Here is a 21,213-nt window from a genome sequence, read left to right as displayed (position 1 = left end):
CCCCTATAGACCATGGGGTTGATAGGCCGGAGGTGTACAGCAGTAATGCCCAGCCGACCGGTACTAATAGGCCGAGGGCTTGTCACACAAGCACTCAACAAAACCAACAAACGGCAATTGCGTAACAATGCCCGCGTCCACAACAATAAACACAGTTTGTAATTGAATAGTGGCTTCGACACTGCTCGATGCGCTCTCTGAGTGCTCGCAGTGATCGAGATAGAGTTACGGCGGCCATAGCGAGAGGGAAACACCCGGTCCCATCCCGAACCCGGAAGTTAAGCCTCTCAGCGCCGATGGTACTGCAACCGCGAGGTTGTGGGAGAGTAGGACGCCGCCGGACAAAATTTCCCGAGGGGGCCACCGCAAGGTGGCCCCCTCGCTGTATTTCAGGAGAACATGAGTCATGGCTGAAGAGCGACGTCAGAACAACCGCGGGCAGGGTGCCGGCGGACGAAGCAGTGGCGGCCAGGGTCGTCCTGGTGCTGGCCGGGGCAAGCCCGCCGCCGGTGGCGGTGGCCGCGCCGGGGGAGACCGCAAGCCGTCCGGTGACCGCAAGCCTTACGGTGAGCGGAAGACCTACGGTGACAAGCCGTCCGGTGACCGCAAGCCTTACGGTGACCGCAAGCCTTACGGTGAGCGGAAGACCTACGGCGACAAGAAGCCCTACGACCGGAAGCCGTCGGGGGACCGCCCGCAGCGTGGCGGTCGTGACGGTGGCTTCGAGCGTCGGGAGCGGCGTGACAGCCTCGAGCAGGTCGAGCGCACCGACGACCAGCGCCGTTACGACGGCCCGGACCTGCCCGAGTGGGTGACCGGCGACGAGCTCGACCGTGCCATCACCGCACAGCTGCGTGGTCTCCCGGAGAAGCTCGCTGCCCGCGTCGCCAAGCACCTGGCGGCGGCCGGCCACTTCATCGACTCCAACCCGGAGATCGCCTACCAGCACGCCCTGGCGGCGAAGAACCGCGCTCAGCGCCTGGCCGTGGTCCGCGAGGCCCTCGGTGAGGCCGCGTACGCCGCAGGCCACTATGCGGAGGCCCTGGCCGAGCTGCGTGCTGCCAAGCGGATGAACGGCGCCACGGCGTACCTGCCGATCATGGCCGACTGCCACCGGGCGCTCGGTCACCCGGAGCAAGCCCTCAAGCTCGCTCAGAGCCCGTCGGTGCGCAACTTCGTGCCGGAGGCCAAGGCCGAGATGACGATCGTCGAGGCCGGTGCTCGTCGCGACATGGGCCAGTTCGACGCCGCTCTGCGCACGCTTGAGCTCTCCCCGCTGATGAGCAAGAGCCGTGCCTCGTGGGTCGTGCGTCTGCGGTACGCCTACGCTGACACCCTCGAGGCCGCTGGTCGTCCGAACGAGGCGCTGACCTGGTTCCACCGGACGTTCGCGATCGACGCCGACGAGCTGACCGACGCTGCTGAGCGGGCCGCCGCCCTGGAGAAGGCGCGTCCGGCCGAGTAAGGACGACGACAACGGTGATGGGACGCATGAATTCTGCGTCGTGGCCCGGCCACGTTGCTGGAATTCATGCGTCCCATCCGTCACACTAGTGGCGTAACCGCACGAGATGGTTCGAGTTCGATCCATGTGAGAGCGCTGGGGAAGGCGAAGCTCACGCCGGAACGAAGGAGAACCACAGTGAATGGATACAACGACGCTGCGTCCTCTCGTCCTGCTACGAGGGGCGTGCTTTATGTGCACTCTGCCCCCTCGGCGCTGTGCCCCCACGTGGAGTGGGCGGTCGGCGGCGTGCTCGGCTCTGCCATCAGCCTCGACTGGACCACCCAGCCGGCGCAGGCAGGGACGTATCGAGCAGAGCTGTCGTGGACCGGTGCCATCGGCACCGCGGCCGCGGTCGCGTCGGCGTTGAAGGGCTGGACCCACCTGCGGTTCGAGATCACCGAGGAGCCGACGTCCGGCTCCGAAGGTGTGCGGTTCTCCTACACGCCCGAGCTGGGTGTCTTCCATGCTGTCACCGGCCTGCACGGCGACATCATGATTCCGGAGGATCGGCTCAAGGCTGCCGTGGTCAAGTCCGCTCTGGGCGAGACCACGATCAACCTCGAGATCGACAAGCTGCTGGGCAAGCCCTGGGACGACGAGCTCGAGACCTTCCGGCACGCCGGCGAAGGTGCACCGGTCCGCTGGCTGCACCAGGTCGTCTGAGACGCACTGTCATCAAGAAACGCCCACCGGTCTGCCGGTGGGCGTTTCGCATGTCTGGGCACGGCTCATGTGGCGTCAGTGCGGTCGCGTCACGGCAGCAGCGCGCTTCTTCTTGTGGTGGCGCTTCTTCTTTTTCTTCTTGTGGTGCTTCACCGCCGCCTTCGCTGGCTTCACCGTGAAGTGGACGGTCGGCAGCGTGGTCGCCGTCTGCGTCGAGCCGTTGCTCAGGTCGAGCTCGCCGACGAGGCTGAACCGACCGGGTGCGTGCACGTTGGCCGAGCAGAGCTGGAACCTCGCCGTGCCACTGGTGGGGTCACCCGGGCTGCCGGAGGTGAAGAACTGAAACGCCTGGTGCACGCCGCCGGCGTCGACGATTCCGATCTGCAGCACCCAGTCGTTGTCGCCCGGCTGCACCCAGTAGGAGTACCGGTACCAGGAGCAGCCCCGGACCAGCGTCTGGTCCGGGGCTGCGTACCCGGCCTGGAACGAGCTCGCCCCGGCCGAGGTGGCCGGGGCGAGTCCCAGAAGTCCGGGAAGTCCGAGCAAGAGTCCCGCTAGTGTGATCCGCCTCACAGCAGGTTCAACGCAGGCACCCGGACCGGGTTACGGATCAGAGCGGGATGTTCCCGTTCGTGCCGCGGATGACGCCGTCACGCTGGATGGCCTCGTTGAGTGCCTCGGCCACCGCGGAACGGGTCCGGCTCGGCTCGACGACCTCCTCGATCACGCCCAGCTCGACGGCACGCTCGACGCCACCGGCGATCCGCTCGTGCTCGGCAGCGAGCTCGTTCTCCAGGGCGGCCCGCTGGTCGGCGGGAGCCTCGGCGAGGCGACGCCGGTGAATGATCCGTACGGCGGCCACGGGGCCCATCACGGCCACCTCGGCACCCGGCCAGGCGAAGACCTTCGTCGCACCCAGGGACGCTGCGTTCATGGCGATGTAGGCACCACCGTAGGTCTTGCGCGTCACGATCGTGATGCGGGGCACCACGGAGGCGGCGAACGCGTGCAGCAGCTTGGCGCCACGACGCACGACGCCGTCCCACTCCTGGCCGACGCCGGGCAGGTAGCCGGGCACGTCGACCAGCACGATCAGCGGGATGCCGAACGCGTCGCACAGCCGCACGAAGCGGGCCGACTTCTCTGCCGAGAGCGAGTCCAGGCAGCCGCCCAGACGCAGCGGGTTGTTCGCGATCACACCGACGGTGCGCCCGCCGAAGCGGCCGAACGCGGTGACGATGTTGGGCGCCCAGCGCTCGTGCAGCTCGAGCACGCTGCCCTCGTCGAGGACACCGGCGACCAGCGGGTGCACGTCGTAGGCGCGCTTGGGATTCTCCGGCAGCAGGCCGGCCAGGTCGACGTCGTTAACGGCGGGGACCGACAGGCTGCCCTGGGCTCCGAGCAGGGTGGTGATGTCGCGAGCGCGGCCCAGGGCCTCGGCCTCGGACTCGGTCACGATGTGCACGACGCCGGATCGGCGGCCGTGCGGCTCGGGGCCGCCCAGGCGCTCCATGTCGACGTCCTCACCGGTGACGGAGCGGACCACGTCGGGGCCGGTGACGAAGATCCGGCCCTCGGGGCCGAGGATGACGACGTCGGTCAGGGCGGGGCCGTAGGCGGCACCGCCGGCGGCGAAGCCGAGCACGACGGAGATCTGCGGGATGACACCCGAGGCCTGGGTCATGGCCCTGAAGATCCGGCCCACGGCGTGCAGCGAGAGCACACCCTCGGCCAGACGCGCGCCACCGGAGTGCCACAGGCCGATGATCGGGACGCGCTCGGTCATCGCGCGGTTGTAGGCGTCCACGACGACCCGGCAGCCGGCGTCGCCCATCGCGCCGCCCATCACGGTCGGGTCGGAGCAGAACGCCACCGTCCGTACGCCGTTCACGGAGCCGATCGCGGCGAGCATCCCGGAGTCGTCGACGGGGGAGAGGAGCTCGATCGAGTCGGCGTCGAACATGGCGCCGAGCCGGTTGATCGGGTGGCGCGGGTCCTCGGTCTTCGCGGGCTTGACCGCGGGCTCGACGACGGCGGTCATCAGCGCACCGTCCCGAAGGCGACCGCGACGTTGGCGCCACCGAAGCCGAAGGAGTTGTTCAGCGCCGCGATGTCGCCGGCGGGCAGCTCACGCGGCGTGGTGGCGATGTCCAGCTCGACGGCGGGGTCGAGGTTGTCCAGGTTGATCGTCGGCGGAGCGATCCGGTGGTGCAGGGCGAGGACCGTCGCGACAGCCTCCAGCGCACCGGCGCCGCCGAGGAGGTGACCGGTCATCGACTTGGTGCTGGTCACCACGACCTGGTTGACGTGCTCGCCGAGGGTGGCGTGCAGCATCAGGCCCTCGGCGATGTCGCCCTGCGGGGTCGACGTGGCGTGCGCGTTGACGTGCACGATGTCGGAGGGGGCGATGTCGCCGTCGGCCAGGGTCATCCGGATGGCGCGAGCGCCACCGCGACCGGCCGGGTCGGGCTGGGCGATGTCGTGGGCGTCGGCGCTGATCGCCGAGCCGAGGACCTCGCCGTAGATCCGGGCACCGCGAGCCTGGGCGTGCTCGAGGCGCTCCAGGACGAGGGCGCCGGCGCCCTCGCCGAGAACGAAGCCGTCGCGGCCGGTGTCCCAGGGGCGGCTGACCGCGGTCGGGTCGCCACCTTCCTCGGAGCCGGTCTTGGACAGCGCCATCATGTTGGCGAAGGCGGCGATGGGCAGCGGGTGGATCGCTGCCTCGGTGCCGCCGGCCACCATGATGTCGGCGCGGCCGAGCCGGATCTGGTCGGCCGCGACGGCGATCGCTTCGTTGCCCGAGGCGCAGGCCGAGACCGGGGCGTGCACGCTGGCACGGGCCACGAACTGCAGGCTGATGTTGGCCGCCGGAGCGTTGCCCATCAGCATCGGGACCGACAACGGCGAGACCCGGCGCGGGCCCTTGGCCAGCAGGGTGTCGTAGTTGTCGAGGAGGGTTGTGACGCCACCGATGCCCGAGGCGAAGGAGACTCCGACGCGCTCGGGGTCGAGTCCGACCTCGGTGGTGGTGCCGGTGAAGCCGGCGTCGGCCCAGGCCTGACGCGCCGAGATCAGCGCGAACTGGGTCGAGCGGTCGAGGCGGCGTGCCTCGACCCGCTCCAGGACCTCGGACGGCTCGACGGCGATCTGGCCGCCGATCCGCACCGGCAGGGTCTCGGCCCAGGGTGCGGTGAGGGCACTGACGCCGGAGCGTCCAGCGAGCAGTCCCTCCCAGGTGGACGAAACGTCCCCGCCCACGGGATTGGTGGTGCCCAACCCGGTGACGACAACCCGAACGCGACCCATAGTCACAACTCCTTTAGATGAGACGAGATCAGACGGTGGCGCCGGCGCGCTCGATGAACGCAACGGCGTCGCCGACGGTGGCGAGGTTCTTGAACTCGTCGTCGGGGATGGTGACGCCGAACTTCTCCTCGGCGGCGACGACGATCTCGACCATCGACAGCGAGTCGACGTCGAGGTCCTCGGTGAAGTTCTTGTCGAGCTGGACGTCGGCGACGTCGGTGCCGACGACCTCGTTGACGATGTCGGCGAGGGCGGCGCGGATCTCTTCGGTGCTAGCAGCCATGATGTTTCCTTTCACAGGGTGGCTCACGGACGACGGTCGTCGCCCGGCGAGTATGGAGTTGAACTTCGTGGGGATCGTCAGGGAACGACGACGACCTGGGCGGCGTACACCAGGCCGGCGCCGAAGGCGATCATGAGGGCGGTGTCGCCGGACTTGGCCTCACCGGTCTCGATCATCCGCTCCAGGGCGAGCGGGATGGAGGCGGCCGAGGTGTTGCCCATCGTGGCGATGTCGCGGGCGATCTTCACCGTATCGGGCAGCTTCATCGCCTTGGCCATCGCATCGATGATGCGCATGTTGGCCTGGTGCGGGACGAAGACGTCGAGCTCGTCGGGGCTGACCCCGGCCTTGTCCAGCGCCTCGAGCGCGGTCTTGGCCATCGTGAAGGAGGCCCAGCGGAAGACCGGGTTGCCGTCCATCGCGAGGTAGGGCTTCTCCGTCGTGTCGGCGGCGGTGCCCCAGGTCAGCCAGTCGACGTTCTGCCGGATCAGGTCGGCACGGTCGCCCGAGGAGCCCCAGACCACCGGAGCGATGCCGGGCTCGTCGCTCGGCCCGATCACCGCGGCACCGGCGCCGTCGGCGAAGATGAAGGCGGTGCCGCGGTCCTGCAGGTTGGTCAGGTCGGAGAGTCGCTCGACGCCGATCACGAGGACGTGGCGGGCGCTGCCGCCGCGGACCAGGTCGTTGGCCATCGCGATGCCGTGGCAGAACCCGGCGCAGGCGGCGGAGATGTCGAAGGCGGCCGGGTTCTCGGTGCCCAGCTCGTCGGCGATCAGGGCTGCCACCGACGGGGTCTGCATCAGGTGGCTGACGGTGGCGACGATGACACAGTCGATCTGCTGCGGGGCGAGGTCGGCGGCGGCGAGTGCCTTGCGCGACGCGGCCACGGCCATCATCTGCACGGTCTCCTCGTCGTTGGCCCAGCGGCGCTCGACGATCCCGGTGCGGGTGCGGATCCACTCGTCGCTGGAGTCGATCGCCTCGACCAGCTCGCTGTTGGGCACCACCCGCGAGGGGCGGTAGCCGCCGACACCGAGGATGCGGGCGTGGGCCGCGCCGGTGGGGGTGTTCAACGTGGTCATCGAGTCGCCTCGGGGTGGAGCCGGACCAGCGGCTGACCGGGGGAGACCAGGTCGCCGTCCTCGACCAGCCACTCGACGACCTGGCCGCCGTGGGCCGAGGTGACGGCGATCCGGTCGCGCAGGCTGACGATGGCGCCGATCGCGGCACCGGCGGGCAGCGTGGCGGAGTCACGGCTGGTGGCGTCGAGCTCGATCGTGCCCTTGGCCGGAGCGACGACCATCCGCCAGGTGGGGTTGAGGTTGAACTCGGACTCCACGGCGTGGCTGTCGCAGAACGCGCGAGCCTCGTCGAGCTGGTCGGGGGTGTTGAGCGAGAAGGTCTCCACGGCGTGGCCGATGCCCTTGAAGTAGCGCTTGGCGATCCCGGTCAGGGTGCCGGCCGGCGGCATCTCCAGGATGCCGGTGACGCCGAGGTCGGCCATCGTCTCCAGGCACAGGTCCCAGCGGACTGGACGCGAGGTCTGGCCCACGATCCGGCGCAGTACGTCGGCACCGGAGTGCACGACCTGGCCGTCGCGGTTGGAGATCACGCGGGTGCGCGGGTCGTGCACCGAGACGGAGCGGGCGAGGTGCTCCAGACGCGACACGGCCGGAGCCATGTGCTCGGTGTGGAACGCACCGGCGACCTTGAGCGGGGCGAGGCGGGCCTTGGTCGGCGGCTCGGCGGCCAGGGCGGCCAGCTGCTCCATCGTGCCGGCAGCGACGATCTGGCCGGGGCCGTTGTCGTTGGCCGGGACGAGACCGTGGCGCTCCAGCGTCGCGAGTACGTCGTCACGCTCGCCACCCAGGACGGCGGTCATGCCCGTCGCGGTGGTCGCCGCGGCGGCCGCCATGCCGGCACCGCGCTCGCGGACCAGCACCATCGCCTGCTCGGCGGTGATCACGCGGGCACCGGCAGCAGCGGTGAGCTCACCGACGCTGTGCCCGGCGACGGCACCGATCTTGCCGAACGCGTCGGCGGGCTGCGGGAAGAGCTCGAGGGCGGTGAGCAGGCCGGTCGCGACCAGCAGCGGCTGGGCGACGGCGGTGTCGCGGATGGTGTCGGCGTCGGCCTCGGTGCCGTAGTGCACCAGGTCCAGACCGGAGACCGCGCTCAGCCAGTCGAGGCGAGCAGCGAAGGTGGGGACCTCCAGCCAGGGGCTGAGAAGGCCGGGGGTCTGGGATCCCTGTCCGGGAGCAACAACGACGAGCACGAGATCAACTCTGTCGGGCTACCGACGAGTCACCCCTGATCGCCGTACACGAAGATCGGGGAGGGACTTTGGAGCATTCCTACAGACCGCGCTGTCGACCGAGGGTGAGGGCGAGGCGGAGCGCCCAGGCCTCGCGGGCGTCGGTCGGGCTCAGGCCGGTGACGTCGGCGATCTGGCGCAGCCGGTAGCGCACCGTGTTGCTGTGCACGAACAGGTGGCGCGCGGTCGCCTCCAGCGAGCCGCCGGCCTCCAGGTAGGCGCTCAGCGTCTCCACCAGCGCCGGGTTGTCCAGGGCGAGGTAGATCTGGGTGACCAGCTGGTCGGCCGCGGCGGCGTCCCCGGCCAGCACCCGCTCGGGGAGCAGGTCGTCGGCGAGCACCGGACGCGGGGCGTCGGGCCAGCCCGGACTGGCCCGGTGGCCGACGATGGCGGCGTGGGCCGAGACGGTCGCCTCGGTGAACGAGGTGACCACCGGACCGGCGACCACGGCGCCGGGGGCGAACAGGGTGTCGAGCAGGTGTGCTGCCTCCAGCGGCTTGGTGACGCCGCCGAGCAGCACCACCAGCAGGTCGCCCTGGATGGCGCACAGGGCGTCCAGGCCGTCGGCTCGGACCAGGCGGCGGGCCTCCTCGAAGAGGTCGGTGCCGCCGGCCGGGGCGGTGCCGACCACGACCATCAGGCAGCCGGCGCCGGCCCAGCCCAGGGCGCTGGCCCGGGAGAGCACGGCCTCGTCGGTCTCGCCGCGCAGCACCGCGTCGACGACGAGTGCCTCCAGCCGGGCGTCCCAGGCGCCACGCTGCTCGGCGGCACGGGCGTAGACCTCGGCGGTGGCGAAGGCGACCTCGCGGGCGTAGCGCGCCACCGCCTCGTGCACCGGCGGGGCGTCCTCGCCGAGGATGGCGTCGAGGTTGGACTCGATCACGTCGATCGAGAGCCGGACCAGGTCGACGGTCTGCTTGAGGGTGATCACGCCGGTCAGCGCGCGCGGTGCGGCACCGAAGACCGTCGCCGCCAGGGCCGGGCCGTCGACCCGTTCGCTCTGGCCGCCGGAGTACCACTCGGTGAAGCCCTTGATACCGGCCTGGACGATCAGGCCGACCCAGGAGCGGTCCTGGGCCGAGAGGTCGCGGAACCATGCCAGGTCGGTCTCCATCCGGGCCGTGGCGGCGGTGGCCAGACGACCGGTGGACCGTCGCAGGACGGCAGCACCCCGGGGAGCGGTGCGGCGACTCATGCTTCTTCTCCTGACGAGCGAGTGATCACGTGGTTGAATCGCTGACTATGCCGCAGACCCGGTTCGTCACCGTTCATGGGCACCGTCGTGCGTATGTGATGGGTGGCCGCGAGCTCGGCGAGGCACCGGTGGTGCTGCTGCTGCACGGCCTGGCCTGCGACCGGCACACCTGGGATCCGGTGTGGGCGTCGCTGGCACAGCGCTACACCCTGATCGCGCCCGACCTGCTCGGGCACGGTGAGTCCGACAAGCCGCGCGGGGACTACTCCGTGGGCGGCTTCGCCAACGGCATGCGCGACCTGCTGACGATCCTGGGCGTCGACCGGGTGACGGTGGTCGGGCACAGCTTCGGCGGCGGGGTGGCGATGCAGTTCGCCTACCAGTTCCCCGAGCGCACCGAGCGGCTCTTCCTGGTCGATCCCGGCGGCCTGGGCCGCGAGGTGACGCCGCTGATCCGGCTGCTGGCGCTGCCGGGCTACGACGTCGTACTCAAGGCTCTGACCCTGCCCGGCGTGCTGGACCTCAACGTCGGGGTGATGCGGCTGCTCAAAGCGGTCGTGCCGCTCAAGGAGACCCGCGACCTGGGCGAGGTCGCCGCGATCGTGGAGTCCTTCCGCGACCCGCGCACCCGGCGCGCCGTGCACCAGCTGGTCACCAACGCGATCGACTGGCGCGGACAGATCGTCTCGATGCGCGATCGTGCCTACCTCACCGAGGCGATGCCGCTGGGTGTGGTCTGGGGTGCCGACGACATGGTGATCCCGGCCGAGCACGCCGAGATCGTGGCGTCCCTGGCTCCGCAGGCCCGGGTCGAGGTGATCCCGAACGCCGGTCACTTCCCGCACAAGGACCACCCCCGCCTGTTCGTGTCGCTCTTCGATGACTTCATGGCCTCGACCGTCCCTGCGACCTACTCGCGTGCAAAGTGGCGCCGGCTGCTCCGTACGGGGCAACCGGCGCCACTTCATGCTCTGCACGACTCGATCGAGCCGACCGTCGAGCTGGCCTGATCCAGGATCAGGCGTCGCCGCCGGCCTGCTGGACACCTTCCATCGTGGTGGGGTCGTCGATCCGGTAGGTCTCGAACGCCTTGACCACCAGCGAGCGGTCGATGGTGCCCGCGTCGGCCAGGGCCTGGAGGGCCTGGACGACCACGGACTGGGCGTCGATCTCGAAGAACCGGCGCGCGGCAGGGCGGGTGTCGGCGAAGCCGAACCCGTCGGCACCGAGCACCCGGTAGTCGGCCGGGACCCAGCGGGCGATCTGGAGCGGAACCGCGCGCATGTAGTCCGAGACCGCCACGACGGGCGCGTCCGAACCGGCGAGCTTGTCGCTGACGTACGCCGTCCGCGCCGTCTCGGCGGGGTGGTTGAGGTTCCAGTGCTCGGCGTCGATCGCGTCACGGGAGAGCTCGTTCCACGACGTCACCGACCACAGGTCGGCAGTGACGCCCCAGTCCTCACGCAGGATGCGTGCGGCCTCGTCGATCCACGGGTAGGCCACACCGGAGGCCATCAGCCGCACGCGGGGGCCGGAGCCCTCGCCCACGGAGACCTGGTGCAGACCCTTGAGGATGCCCTCGACGTCGACGCCCTCGGGCTCGGCGGGCTGGGCCACCGGCTCGTTGTAGACCGTCAGGTAGAAGATGACGTCCTCGCCCTTGCCCTCGGGACCACCGGTGCCGTACATGCGCTCCAGGCCGGACTGCATGATGTGGCTGATCTCGTAGGAGAAGGCCGGGTCGTAGTGCACGACCGCGGGGTTGGTCGCCGCGAGCAGCGGGGAGTGGCCGTCGGCGTGCTGCAGACCCTCGCCGGTGAGCGTCGTACGACCGGCGGTGGCGCCGACGAGGAATCCTCGGGCCATCTGGTCGGCCATCGCCCAGATCGAGTCGCCGGTGCGCTGGAACCCGAACATCGAGTAGAAGATGTAGAACGGGATCATCGCCTCGCCGTGCGTGGTGTACGACGATCCGGCGGCGGTGGCCGAGGCCATCGCGCCCGCCTCGGAGATGCCCTCGTGCAGCATCTGGCCCGCGGTCGACATCTTGTACTGCAGGAGCATGTTCCGGTCGACGCCCTCGAACTGCTGACCCGCCGGGTCGTAGATCTTGGCCGAGGGGAACATCGCGTCCATGCCGAAGGTGCGGTACTCGTCGGGAGCGATCGGGACGATCCGCTTGCCGATGCCCGGCTCGCGCATCCAGTCCTTGAGCAGACGCACGATCGCCATCGTGGTGGCGACCTTGTGACCGCCCGAGCCCTTCTTCAGGTCGGCGTACACCTTCTCCGCCGGGAGCTCCAGCGCCTTGGCGTGGTTGACCCGCTTGGGCAGCGAGCCGCCGAGCTCGGCACGACGCGCCATCATGTACTGGATCTCGGGGGAGTCCGCACCGGGGTGGAACAGCGGGAACTTGCCGGTCGAGGCGTACTTCTCCTCGATCTCCTTGTCGGAGACGGGGATGTTGAGCCGGTCACGGAACTTCTTCGCGTCGTCGACCGTGAGCTTCTTCATCTGGTGGGTGGCGTTCTTGCCCATCAGCGAGTCGATCGTCCAGCCCTTGACGGTGTGGGCGAGGATCACGGTCGGCTGACCGTTGGTCTTCGTGGCCAGGTCGAAGGCCGAGTAGACCTTGCGGTAGTCGTGGCCACCGCGCGGCAGCTTCTCGATGTCGCGGTCGGTGAGGTGCTCGACCATCTTGCGCAGACGCGGGTCGGGACCGAAGAAGTGCTCACGGTTGTAGGCGCCGTCCTCGACCGAGTAGGTCTGGAAGGCACCGTCGGGGGTGGAGTTCATCTTGTTGACCAGGACGCCGTCGACGTCGCGGGCGAGGAGCTCGTCCCACTCGCGGCCCCACACGACCTTGATCACGTTCCAGCCCGCTCCACGGAAGTTGGCCTCGAGCTCCTGGATGATCTTGCCGTTGCCGGTCACCGGACCGTCGAGCTGCTGCAGGTTGCAGTTGACCACCCAGGTCAGGTTGTCGAGCTCCTCGCGAGCCGCGATGCGCAGGGCACCCATCGACTCCGGCTCGGCCATCTCACCGTCGCCGAGGAAGGCCCACACCCGCTGGTCGGAGGTGTCCTTGATGCCACGGTTGTGCAGGTACTTGTTGAACCGGGCCTGGTAGATGGAGTTGATCCCGGTGAGGCCCATCGAGACCGTGGGGAACTCCCAGAAGTCGGGCATCAGGCGGGGGTGCGGGTAGGACGACAGGCCCTTGCCGACGCCGTGCTGCACCTCCTGGCGGAACCGGTAGAGGACGTCCTCGCTGAGCCGGCCCTCGAGGAAGGCGCGGGCGTAGATGCCGGGGGAGGCGTGGCCCTGGATGAAGACCTGGTCGCCGCCGCCGGCGTGCTCCTTGCCACGGAAGAAGTGGTTGAAGCCGACCTCGTAGAGCGAGGCCGAGGACTGGTAGGTGGCGATGTGGCCGCCGACCTCCAGGCCCTTGCTGTTGGCGCTGGAGACCAGCATCGCGGCGTTCCAGCGGATGAACGAGCGGATCCGACGCTCGGTCTCCTCGTCGCCGGGGAACCACGGTTCCCGCTCGGGCGGGATCGTGTTGATGAAATCAGTGCTGCGCAGGGCGGGAACGCCGACGGCGTGTTCGCGGGAGCGTTCCAGGAGGCGGAGCATCACATAGCGGGCACGATCACGGCCGCGCGCATCCACCATCGCATCGAAGGAGGCGAGCCAGTCCCTGGTCTCATCGGGATCGATGTCAGGGAGCTGGGTAGGAAGGCCCTCGTGGATCACGGTGGGCAGCGGCTGGCCCGGGGTAGGGGTTTCACTCACGAATAGATACTGTCACCATTCCCTGTCCGACCAAACTTACCCGCGAGTACAGCCTTCGGTTTCTGGCGTGCGGAACGCCGAGGCCTTGCGTCGGAGGCGGTCTCTCCGGTGGACTGTCCATCACAGTCACCGCAGGGGCGGCGTACGGCGTCGCAACAAGCACTCGGGAACGGTCACCGTGATCGGTCTCGGACACCAACAAGGAGTGGGGTACACGTGGGCTCGACCGCGGCCGCAGGGCCGGCTGACCGTCTCGGTTTCACAACGGGAATGGTGGTCCAGGAACTGGGCTGGGACGACGACACCGACGACGCGCTGCGCATGGCCGTCGAGGAGGCCATCGAGGCCGACCTGGTCGACGGTGACTACGGCGCAGACGTCGACTCGGTGCTGCTGTGGTGGCGCGAGGAGGACGGCGACCTGGTCGACGGCCTCGTCGACGCGCTCTCCGACCTGGTCGGCGGCGGCGTGATCTGGCTCCTGACCCCCAAGGTCGGTCGTCCTGGCGCCGTCGACGCTGCCGACATCGCCGAGGCCGCTCCGCTGGCCGGCCTGTCGCAGACCACGACGGCGGCGGTGAGCAAGGACTGGGCCGCCACGCGGCTGGTCACCCCGAAGTCCCCGAACTGAGATGAGCAAACTGTAACTCTCAGTTACAGTTTGCTCATGAAGCCGTTCGAGCCTCTGGTCACGCGGGGCGCCACGGCGGCCACCGCCGTTCGTGTCGCGCTCCGCTCCGGTGTCGTGCGCCCGCACTCACCCCGCGCGCTCGCACGGCTGCTCGGCGTGCTGCGGCAGTGGGGGACCGGCGCCGCAGGCGGCTTCACCACGCTGGCCGTGCGCTACCCCGACCGCGTCGGCCTGATCGACGAGGCCGGGTCCCTGACCTGGGGCGAGGTGCACCGCCGCTCCAACGCGCTGGCCCGCGCCCTGTCCGCGCGCGGTGTCGGCGAGGGCGACGGGGTCGCAGTGATGTGCCGCAACCACCGGGGCTTCGTCGAGGCCCTGATCGCGGCCGGCAAGATCGGCGCCGACGTGCTGCTGCTCAACACCGCGTTCGCCGGGCCGCAGCTGGCCGAGGTGATCGAGCGCGAGCAGCCCCGGATCGTGCTGCACGACGCCGAGTTCACCGGCCTGCTCGCCGACGCCCCGATCACCGACCGGGTGCTGTCGTGGGTGGACGAGCCGGACGCCGGCATGGCGGCAGGCGTCGACACCGCCGAGCAGCTGATCGCGGGTTACTCCGGTGACGACGTACCGGTGCCGGCGCGGCACGGACGGATCATCATCCTGACCTCGGGCACCACCGGCACGCCGAAGGGCGCTCCGCGCAACGAGGCCGGCTTCGACTCCGCGATCGCCCTGCTGTCGCGGATGCCGATCCGGGCCGGCTGGCGCACCCACATCGCGGCGCCGATGTTCCACACCTGGGGGCTGGCCCACCTGCTGCTGTCGATGTTGCTGGGCACCACGCTGGTGCTGCGTCGTCGCTTCGATCCTGAGGCAGCCCTGGCGGTGCTCGATCAGGAGCGCTGCGAGGTCTTCGTGGTGATCCCGATCATGCTGCAGCGCATCCTCGAGCTGCCTGCCGAGGTGCGGGGCCGCTACGACCTGAGTGCGCTCCGGGTGACCGCCTCCTCGGGCTCGGCGCTGCCGGGCGACCTCGCACTGGCCTGGATGGACGCCTGCGGGGACAACCTCTTCAACATCTACGGCTCGACGGAGGTGGCCTACGCCTCGGTCGCGACGCCGGAGGACCTGCGGGCCGAGCCGACCTCGGCCGGACGACCGCCGTGGGGCACCGTGGTGCAGGTGCTCGACCCGCTCGGCGCGCCCGTTCCCGACGGTCTCTCGGGGCGGATCTTCGTGCGCAACAGCTTCCTGTTCGAGGGCTACACCGGCGGTGGCGGCAAGGAGGTCGTGGGCGGTCTGATGGCCACCGGCGACGTCGGCCGGTTCGGAACCGACGGGCGGCTCTACGTCGAGGGTCGGGACGATGAGATGATCGTGTCGGGGGGAGAGAACGTCTTCCCCAAGGAAGTCGAAGACTGCCTCGCACGTCATCCTGTCGTGGTCGAGGCGGCGGCGATCGGCGTGGACGATGCTGAGTTCGGGGCACGCCTGCGGGCCTTCGTCGTCACGTCCGAGCAGGTGGAGGTCACGGAATTGCAGAACTGGGTGCGAGCCAACCTGGCGCGCTTCAAGGTGCCGCGGGAGATCGTCGTGATGCCGGAGCTGCCGCGCAACGCGACCGGCAAGGTGCTCAAGCGCGAGCTGCGGGCGTGGAGCCCGGAGGCGACGGCGTGAGTGGTCTCGAGCTCGGTCGGCCGGCACCCGACTTCACCCTGCGCGACCAGTTCGGTGCTGACGTCCGGCTGTCGTCGTACGTCGGCTCGAAGGCGGTCCTGCTGCTCTTCTACCCCGCGGCGTTCTCCGGGGTGTGCACGGGGGAGATGTCGGGGATCCGGTCGCGGCTGGATTCCTTCCTGACCTTCGACACCGAGGTGCTGGCCCTGTCGTGCGACCCGGTCTATGCGCTGCGCGCCTTCGCCGATGCCGACGGGCTGAACTTCCCGCTGCTCTCGGACTTCTGGCCGCACGGCGAGGTCGCCCAGGCCTACGACGTGTTCGACGAGTCTCGCGGGATGGCCCGGCGCTCGTCGTACGTGATCGACAAGGCCGGCACCCTGCGCTGGGCGGTGCACAATGCGAACAGCGACAGCCGCGATCTCGCCGAGCACCTGCGCCAGCTCGAGGCCGCCGCGCTCTGACAGCACACGCTGCCAGCAGGTGCTGGTCTGGACCAGTGTCACCAAATACTGCGTGCGACGTGCTTCGCGGCGCTCGGCCGCCTATCATTCTGGTGTCCCCCTGACGACCCGAGACGTCAGGGGGACATCTCCATTTCGGGCCGGGGGCCGTCGCCCCCTAAGGTTGACCCCGCTGCGGGCGTATAGCTCAGTTGGTTAGAGCGCCTCCCTTACAAGGAGGAAGTCGGGGGTTCGAGTCCCTCTTCGCCCACGTCTACGCGACGAGAGCACCAAGCCGGACCCCCCAGGGGTCCGGCTTTCGTCGTCTTCCGGCCACCGGCCCTTTTCTTGACTAGTTCAAGTTTTTACGGTTGAGTGAAGCCATGGAGTTCGAACGGATGTTGCGCGGCGCTGACCTGCGGGTCACGCGGCCGCGCGTCGCGACGCTGGGGGCGGTCTACGCCCACCCGCACGCCGATACCGACACCGTGATCGCCGCCGTCCGCGAGGAGCTCCCCGAGGTCTCCCATCAGGCGGTGTACGACGTCCTGCGCGCGCTGACCTCCGCCGGCCTGGTGCGCAAGATCCAGCCACTGGGCTCCGTCGCCCGCTACGAGTCACGGGTGGGGGACAACCACCACCACGTGGTCTGCCGGCACTGCGGGGCGATCGGCGACGTCGACTGCGCGGTCGGCGAGGCGCCCTGCCTGACCGCCTCCAACGACCATGGCTTCGAGATCGACGAGGCCGAGGTCATCTACTGGGGGACCTGCGCGGAGTGCCGCGCCGGTGCCTCCTCCTGAACCGAATAATCCGAAACAGTCACCTCCCAGGAAAGGTCCTTCCATGTCTGAGCACGACGACGCGGTCTTGGCCGACATCAACGACGGCAGCGCTGCTGCCGGCAAGTGCCCCGTGATGCACGGTGCCCTCACCCACCCCACCCAGGGTGACCCGAACCAGGCCTGGTGGCCGAACAAGCTCAACCTGAAGATCCTGGCGAAGAACACCGACGTCTCCGACCCGAACCACGGTGAGTTCAACTACAAGAAGGCGTTCCTCGACGTCGACCTGGACGCGGTCAAGGCCGACATCAAGGCCGTCATGACCGCCTCCAAGGACTGGTGGCCGGCTGACTTCGGTCACTACGGCCCGCTCTTCATCCGGATGGCCTGGCACTCGGCCGGCACCTACCGGGCGATGGACGGACGCGGCGGCTCGGGCACCGGCCAGCAGCGCTTTGCCCCGCTGAACTCGTGGCCGGACAACGGCAACCTGGACAAGTCCCGCCGCCTGCTGTGGCCGGTCAAGAAGAAGTACGGTCAGGCGATCTCCTGGGCCGACCTGTTCATCCTCGCCGGCAACGTCGCGCTCGAGGACATGGGCCTGGAGACCTACGGCTTCGGTGGCGGCCGCCCCGACGTGTGGGAGGCCGACGACGACGTCTACTGGGGCCCCGAGACCGAGTGGCTCGACGACAAGCGCTACACCGGTGAGCGCAACCTGGAGGAGCCGCTCGCGGCCGTCCAGATGGGTCTGATCTACGTCAACCCCGAGGGTCCGAACGGCACCCCCGACCCGCTCGCGTCGGCTGTCGACATCAAGGAGACCTTCCAGCGGATGGGCATGACGAACGAGGAGACCGTCGCGCTCATCGCCGGTGGTCACACGTTCGGCAAGACCCACGGCGCCGGTGACGCCGCCCTGGTCGGTCCCGACCCGGAGGCCTCGCCGATCGAGCAGCAGGGCCTGGGCTGGAAGTCCTCCTACGCCTCGGGCAAGGGCATCGACGCGATCACGTCGGGCCTGGAGGTCACCTGGACCTACCACCCCACCCGCTGGGACAACGAGTTCTTCCACATCCTCTACGGCTACGAGTGGGAGCTCTTCCAGTCGCCCGCCGGTGCCAACCAGTGGCGTCCGGTCAACAACGGTGGTGCCGACCTCGTGCCGGAGGCCCAGGGCGAGGGCAAGCGCGAGCCGCGCATGCTCACCTCTGACCTCGCGCTGCGTGTCGACCCGGAGTTCGACGCCATCTCGCGTCGCTTCAAGGACAACCAGGAGGAGTTCGCCCAGGCGTTCGCCCGTGCGTGGTTCAAGCTGACCCACCGTGACTTCGGTCCCAAGGCTCGCTACCTCGGGCCCGAGGTTCCGGCTGAGGACCTGATCTGGCAGGACCCGATCCCGGCCGGCACCGCGATCGACGCCGCTAAGATCGCTGAGATCAAGGCTGCCATCCTGGCCACCGGTCTCACCGTCACCCAGCTGGTCAAGACCGCTTGGGCGTCGGCGTCGACGTACCGCTCCTCGGACCACCGCGGTGGCGCGAACGGTGCCCGCATCGCCCTGGAGCCGCAGAAGAGCTGGGACATCAACGAGCCGGCCGAGCTGGCCGCTGTCCTGGCCAAGCTCGGTGAGGTCAAGGAGCAGTTCGGCATCTCGCTGGCCGACACCATCGTTCTCGGTGGCGCCGCCGCCGTGGAGAAGGCTGCTGCCGACGCTGGGTACACCGTCTCCCTCAACGTCACCACCGGTCGTGGTGACGCGACCCAGGAGCAGACCGACGTCGAGTCCTTCGAGTACCTGCGTCCCAAGGTCGACGGCTTCCGCAACTACCTCGGCAAGGGCTCGGTGCTGCCGCTGGAGTACGCCCTGATCGACAAGGCCAACCTGCTCGGCATCTCGGCTCCCGAGATGACGGTGCTGGTCGGGGGTCTGCGTGCCCTGGGTGCGAACCACTCCGGCACCGACGCCGGTCTGTGGGCAGCAAGCGGCACGCTGACCAACGAGTTCTTCGTGAAGCTGCTCGACCTCGGCACCACCTGGGTGGCAACGGACGAGTCGGAGAACCTGTTCACTGGCACCACCGAGTCCGGCGAGACGCTCACGGCGACCCGCAACGACCTGGTCTTCGCCTCGAACTCCGAGCTGCGTGCCCTGGCCGAGCTCTACGCCTCCGACGACGCCGGCGCGAAGTTCGCAGCCGACTTCGCCCAGGCGTTCGCCAAGGTGCTCGACGCGGACCGTTACGACCTGCGCTGATCGCCGCCGCTCACGCGACGTCGTGAGCTGAGACCGTCACGAGGCGGGCCCCGACCGAGTCGGGGCCCGCCTCGTGCCGTTCATCGCAGCGCAGCGTCCGCTGGTCGCCTCACTGAGGTGATCGGGCCCGCGGTTGCCCCCAGGTTCGTCTAGTGTGACGCGCATCTCACCTGAGCGATCTGGAGGCTCCCGTGCACGTTCCGCTGACCCTGATGACCTTCCTCGAGCGTGCCGTGACGGCGTACGGCGACCGGATCGGGATCGTCGACGAGCCGTTGCAGCCGGCCGGACCGCTCGGCGGTGCGGGCCTGACCTGGCGCGAGGTCGGCGACCTGGCCGAGCGGATGGCCGCGCGCCTGGACGAGTGGGGGATCGGCGAGGGGGAGCGGGTGGCGATCGTCAGCCACAACTCCGCCCGGCTCGCGGTGGCCTACTTCGGTGTCGCCGGCTCCGGCCGGATCCTGGTGCCGGTCAACTTCCGGCTGCGGCCCGACGAGATCGCCTACATCCTGGAGGACTCCGGGGCGAAGGTGCTGCTGGTCGACCCCGAGCTCGACACCGCCCTGAGCGACCTCGGCCGGGAGGGCTCGACCGTCGAGCACCGGATCGTGCTCGGTGACGACGAGGAGCTGTTCGCCCCCGCCGGTGCGCGTGCCCGGCGTTGGGAGGGCGACGAGAACACCACCGCCACGATCAACTACACCTCGGGCACCACCGCCCGCCCCAAGGGCGTCGAGCTGACCCACCGCGCGCTGTGGACCAACGCCACCACCTTCGGCCTGCACGTCGGTCTCAGCGACCGCGACGTGCTGCTCAAGACGCTGCCGACCTTCCACGTCAACGGGTGGGGGATGCCGTTCGTCGGCGCCGGTCTAGGCGTCAAGCAGATCGAGCTGCGCAAGGTCGACGGCGCTGAGATCCTGCGCCGGATCGAGCAGCACGGCGTCACCGTGCTCTGCGGTGCCCCGGCGGTCGCCGCCGCCGTGCTCGACGCAGCCGCGGAGTGGGACGGCCCGATCCCGGGCCGCGACAAGGTTCGGATGATCATGGCCGGTGCCCCGCCGCCGACCCGGACCGTGGCCCGGATGGAAGAGGAGCTGGGCTGGGAGTTCATCCAGATCTACGGCCTCACCGAGACCTCGCCGCTCGTCACCATCAACCGCTCGCGCGCTGAGTGGGACGGGCTGAGCACGCACGAGCGGGCCAAGCGGCTCGGCCGTGCCGGCGCCCCGGCCCTCGGCGTGCGCGTCACGACCGACGTCGACGGCGAGGTGCTGACGCAGTCCAACCACAACCTCAAGGGGTACTGGGAGCAGCCGGACGCCACGGCCGAGGCGCAGCAGGGCAACTGGTTCCACACCGGCGACGGCGGCCTGATCGACGACGACAACTATCTCGTCATCTCCGACCGCAAGAAGGACGTGATCATCTCCGGCGGTGAGAACGTCTCGTCCATCGAGGTCGAGGACGCCCTGATGTCGCACGACGCCGTCAAGGAGGTCGCGGTCATCGGCATCCCGGACGAGAAGTGGGGCGAGCTGGTCACCGCACTGGTGGTCACCGACGGCAGCGAGGTCAGTGCGGCAGACCTGATCGCGCACTGCCGGGAGAACCTCGCCGGCTACAAGTGCCCGAAGCGCGTCGAGTTCGTCGAGTCGCTGCCGCGCACCGCCACGGGCAAGCTGCAGAAGTTCAAGCTGCGCGAGTCGTACTGGGCCGACCGGGACCGTCAGGTCAACTGAGCGGCCCGCGCCCGTTCCGGCAGCGCGGGCACGGGCGGCCGGGTCCGCAGCCGGTCGGGCAGCCAGCGGTCGAGCAGCAGCGCGGTGCCCAGCACGACCGCGGTCGAGAGGCCCACCGCCCCGATCGTGTCCGTCGAGTAGTGGAACACCCCGCGGGTCAGGGCGATCGACGCCACCGCGACCCAGGCCAGCAGGACGAGCGCTACGCCCGTCCGGGCGCGCCGCCCGATCGGCAGCTGGCAGGCGACCAGGAAGAGCACCAGCGCGGCGCAGGTGACGCCCATCTGGTGGCCGCTGGGGTACGAGCCCACGTTCCCGGTGGCCAGCTGCCCGTTGATCACCAGCGGCCCCGGCCTGTCCAGCGCGGGCTTCAGCACACCTGACACCAGCACGACCCCGATCACCGGGCCTGCGACCGCGAGCAGCGCGACGTCGAAGCGCCGGACGACGAGTGCCCCCGCGAGGACGAACGCCATGAGCGAGATCGCGATGGCCGGCTGGGTGAACCCGAGCAGCTCACCCGCGCCCCAGGCACCGATGTGCGCGTTCAGCCGACGCAGCATCCAGGTGTCGTAGGACGTCCAGCCGGTGTGGAAGGTCAGCACGCCCAGCACGA

Annotated in this window: 18 protein-coding genes, 1 tRNA gene and 2 rRNA genes; 12 read left to right on the top strand and 9 right to left on the bottom strand. The window is 69.5% G+C overall.

Going from position 1 to position 21,213, the window contains the following annotated elements; all coding sequences use genetic code 11:
- The 4 genes from Q1V88_RS06180 to Q1V88_RS06165 form a co-directional block, all read left to right on the top strand.
- A 23S ribosomal RNA gene (locus Q1V88_RS06180) occupies positions 1-87 on the top strand; the annotation flags it as partial.
- Positions 88-226: 139 nt separating this feature from the next.
- Positions 227-343: ribosomal RNA gene (rrf, locus tag Q1V88_RS06175) — 5S ribosomal RNA — on the top strand.
- A 63-nt stretch (positions 344-406) separates the two neighbouring features.
- Complete coding sequence (locus Q1V88_RS06170; RefSeq protein ID WP_300679345.1) at positions 407-1,465, top strand: tetratricopeptide repeat protein; 1,059 nt, start codon at positions 407-409, stop codon at positions 1,463-1,465.
- Positions 1,466-1,642: 177 nt separating this feature from the next.
- Positions 1,643-2,170, top strand: a complete 528-nt coding sequence (locus Q1V88_RS06165) for a DUF3145 domain-containing protein (RefSeq protein WP_300679342.1) — start codon at positions 1,643-1,645, stop codon at positions 2,168-2,170.
- Positions 2,171-2,245: 75 nt separating this feature from the next.
- Here the strand turns inward: Q1V88_RS06165 and Q1V88_RS06160 are convergent, their stop codons facing one another.
- From Q1V88_RS06160 to Q1V88_RS06130, 7 genes are all read right to left on the bottom strand, one after another.
- Positions 2,246-2,716, bottom strand: a complete 471-nt coding sequence (locus tag Q1V88_RS06160; protein ID WP_300679340.1) for a hypothetical protein — start codon at positions 2,714-2,716, stop codon at positions 2,246-2,248.
- A 64-nt stretch (positions 2,717-2,780) separates the two neighbouring features.
- Positions 2,781-4,211: a carboxyl transferase domain-containing protein gene (locus Q1V88_RS06155; protein ID WP_300679338.1), complete on the bottom strand. Its 1,431-nt coding sequence runs from the start codon at positions 4,209-4,211 to the stop codon at positions 2,781-2,783.
- A complete protein-coding gene (locus tag Q1V88_RS06150) occupies positions 4,211-5,476 on the bottom strand; it encodes a beta-ketoacyl synthase (protein ID WP_300679333.1) in 1,266 nt (421 codons plus the stop codon). Before Q1V88_RS06150 ends, Q1V88_RS06155 begins: the two co-directional genes overlap by 1 nt.
- A gap of 28 nt (positions 5,477-5,504) precedes the next feature.
- A complete protein-coding gene (locus Q1V88_RS06145; RefSeq protein WP_300679330.1) occupies positions 5,505-5,759 on the bottom strand; it encodes an acyl carrier protein in 255 nt (84 codons plus the stop codon).
- Positions 5,760-5,836: 77 nt separating this feature from the next.
- The gene (locus Q1V88_RS06140; RefSeq protein WP_300679327.1) at positions 5,837-6,841 is read right to left on the bottom strand and encodes a beta-ketoacyl-ACP synthase III; all 1,005 of its coding nucleotides are present in this window, start codon (positions 6,839-6,841) and stop codon (positions 5,837-5,839) included.
- Positions 6,838-8,034, bottom strand: coding sequence for an acyltransferase domain-containing protein (locus tag Q1V88_RS06135; RefSeq protein WP_300679324.1), 1,197 nt, complete (start codon positions 8,032-8,034; stop codon positions 6,838-6,840). Before Q1V88_RS06135 ends, Q1V88_RS06140 begins: the two co-directional genes overlap by 4 nt.
- Positions 8,035-8,113: 79 nt before the next feature.
- Positions 8,114-9,268: a CdaR family transcriptional regulator gene (locus Q1V88_RS06130; protein ID WP_300679321.1), complete on the bottom strand. Its 1,155-nt coding sequence runs from the start codon at positions 9,266-9,268 to the stop codon at positions 8,114-8,116.
- Positions 9,269-9,315: 47 nt separating this feature from the next.
- On the opposite strand from Q1V88_RS06130, the gene Q1V88_RS06125 reads away from it, so the two are divergent.
- The gene (locus tag Q1V88_RS06125) at positions 9,316-10,278 is read left to right on the top strand and encodes an alpha/beta fold hydrolase (RefSeq protein ID WP_300679318.1); all 963 of its coding nucleotides are present in this window, start codon (positions 9,316-9,318) and stop codon (positions 10,276-10,278) included.
- 7 nt (positions 10,279-10,285) lie between these two features.
- Here Q1V88_RS06125 and aceE read toward each other — a convergent pair whose 3' ends face one another.
- Positions 10,286-13,063 (bottom strand): pyruvate dehydrogenase (acetyl-transferring), homodimeric type, encoded by a 2,778-nt coding sequence (gene aceE, locus Q1V88_RS06120; RefSeq protein ID WP_300679315.1) that lies wholly within the window; start codon positions 13,061-13,063, stop codon positions 10,286-10,288.
- A gap of 216 nt (positions 13,064-13,279) precedes the next feature.
- On the opposite strand from aceE, the gene Q1V88_RS06115 reads away from it, so the two are divergent.
- The 7 genes from Q1V88_RS06115 (at position 13,280) to Q1V88_RS06085 (ending at position 20,597) form a co-directional block, all read left to right on the top strand.
- A complete protein-coding gene (locus tag Q1V88_RS06115; RefSeq protein ID WP_300679313.1) occupies positions 13,280-13,693 on the top strand; it encodes a DUF3052 domain-containing protein in 414 nt (137 codons plus the stop codon).
- Between the two features lie 36 nt (positions 13,694-13,729).
- Positions 13,730-15,370, top strand: a complete 1,641-nt coding sequence (locus tag Q1V88_RS06110) for an AMP-binding protein (RefSeq protein WP_300679310.1) — start codon at positions 13,730-13,732, stop codon at positions 15,368-15,370.
- Positions 15,367-15,834 carry a peroxiredoxin gene (locus tag Q1V88_RS06105; protein ID WP_300679307.1) on the top strand — a complete coding sequence of 156 codons (468 nt, stop codon included), beginning with the start codon at positions 15,367-15,369 and terminating at the stop codon, positions 15,832-15,834. The genes Q1V88_RS06110 and Q1V88_RS06105 overlap by 4 nt, the downstream gene beginning before the upstream one ends.
- 176 nt (positions 15,835-16,010) lie before the next feature.
- A tRNA-Val gene (locus tag Q1V88_RS06100) sits at positions 16,011-16,084 on the top strand.
- 112 nt (positions 16,085-16,196) lie between these two features.
- Positions 16,197-16,616, top strand: a complete 420-nt coding sequence (locus Q1V88_RS06095) for a Fur family transcriptional regulator (protein WP_300679304.1) — start codon at positions 16,197-16,199, stop codon at positions 16,614-16,616.
- A 43-nt stretch (positions 16,617-16,659) separates the two neighbouring features.
- The gene (gene katG, locus Q1V88_RS06090; RefSeq protein ID WP_300679301.1) at positions 16,660-18,855 is read left to right on the top strand and encodes a catalase/peroxidase HPI; all 2,196 of its coding nucleotides are present in this window, start codon (positions 16,660-16,662) and stop codon (positions 18,853-18,855) included.
- A 191-nt stretch (positions 18,856-19,046) separates the two neighbouring features.
- Positions 19,047-20,597, top strand: coding sequence for an AMP-binding protein (locus Q1V88_RS06085; protein ID WP_300679299.1), 1,551 nt, complete (start codon positions 19,047-19,049; stop codon positions 20,595-20,597).
- On the opposite strand, the gene Q1V88_RS06080 is transcribed toward Q1V88_RS06085, so the two are convergent.
- Positions 20,585-21,213 (bottom strand): phosphatase PAP2 family protein (locus Q1V88_RS06080; RefSeq protein ID WP_300679296.1); only part of this gene is annotated, 629 nt, incomplete at its 5' end. The two genes, Q1V88_RS06085 and Q1V88_RS06080, sit on opposite strands and share 13 nt — an antisense overlap.

Source organism: Nocardioides sp., assembly GCF_030150155.1.
Lineage (GTDB): Bacteria > Actinomycetota > Actinomycetes > Propionibacteriales > Nocardioidaceae > Nocardioides.
The sequence above is the reverse complement of the archived record's forward strand: the minus strand, read 5'-3'. Positions and strand labels throughout refer to the sequence as shown.

What these genes read in the sequence shown, in the direction of transcription:
- katG (WP_300679301.1), top strand. Translation starts at nt 16,660, where the DNA reads ATGTCTGAGCACGACGACGCGGTCTTGGCCGACATCAACGACGGCAGC.
- Q1V88_RS06150 (WP_300679333.1), bottom strand. Translation starts at nt 5,476, where the DNA reads ATGGGTCGCGTTCGGGTTGTCGTCACCGGGTTGGGCACCACCAATCCC.
- Q1V88_RS06095 (WP_300679304.1), top strand. Translation starts at nt 16,197, where the DNA reads ATGGAGTTCGAACGGATGTTGCGCGGCGCTGACCTGCGGGTCACGCGG.
- Q1V88_RS06130 (WP_300679321.1), bottom strand. Translation starts at nt 9,268, where the DNA reads ATGAGTCGCCGCACCGCTCCCCGGGGTGCTGCCGTCCTGCGACGGTCC.
- Q1V88_RS06145 (WP_300679330.1), bottom strand. Translation starts at nt 5,759, where the DNA reads ATGGCTGCTAGCACCGAAGAGATCCGCGCCGCCCTCGCCGACATCGTC.
- Q1V88_RS06125 (WP_300679318.1), top strand. Translation starts at nt 9,316, where the DNA reads ATGCCGCAGACCCGGTTCGTCACCGTTCATGGGCACCGTCGTGCGTAT.
- Q1V88_RS06170 (WP_300679345.1), top strand. Translation starts at nt 407, where the DNA reads ATGGCTGAAGAGCGACGTCAGAACAACCGCGGGCAGGGTGCCGGCGGA.
- Q1V88_RS06110 (WP_300679310.1), top strand. Translation starts at nt 13,730, where the DNA reads ATGAAGCCGTTCGAGCCTCTGGTCACGCGGGGCGCCACGGCGGCCACC.
- Q1V88_RS06155 (WP_300679338.1), bottom strand. Translation starts at nt 4,211, where the DNA reads ATGACCGCCGTCGTCGAGCCCGCGGTCAAGCCCGCGAAGACCGAGGAC.
- Q1V88_RS06140 (WP_300679327.1), bottom strand. Translation starts at nt 6,841, where the DNA reads ATGACCACGTTGAACACCCCCACCGGCGCGGCCCACGCCCGCATCCTC.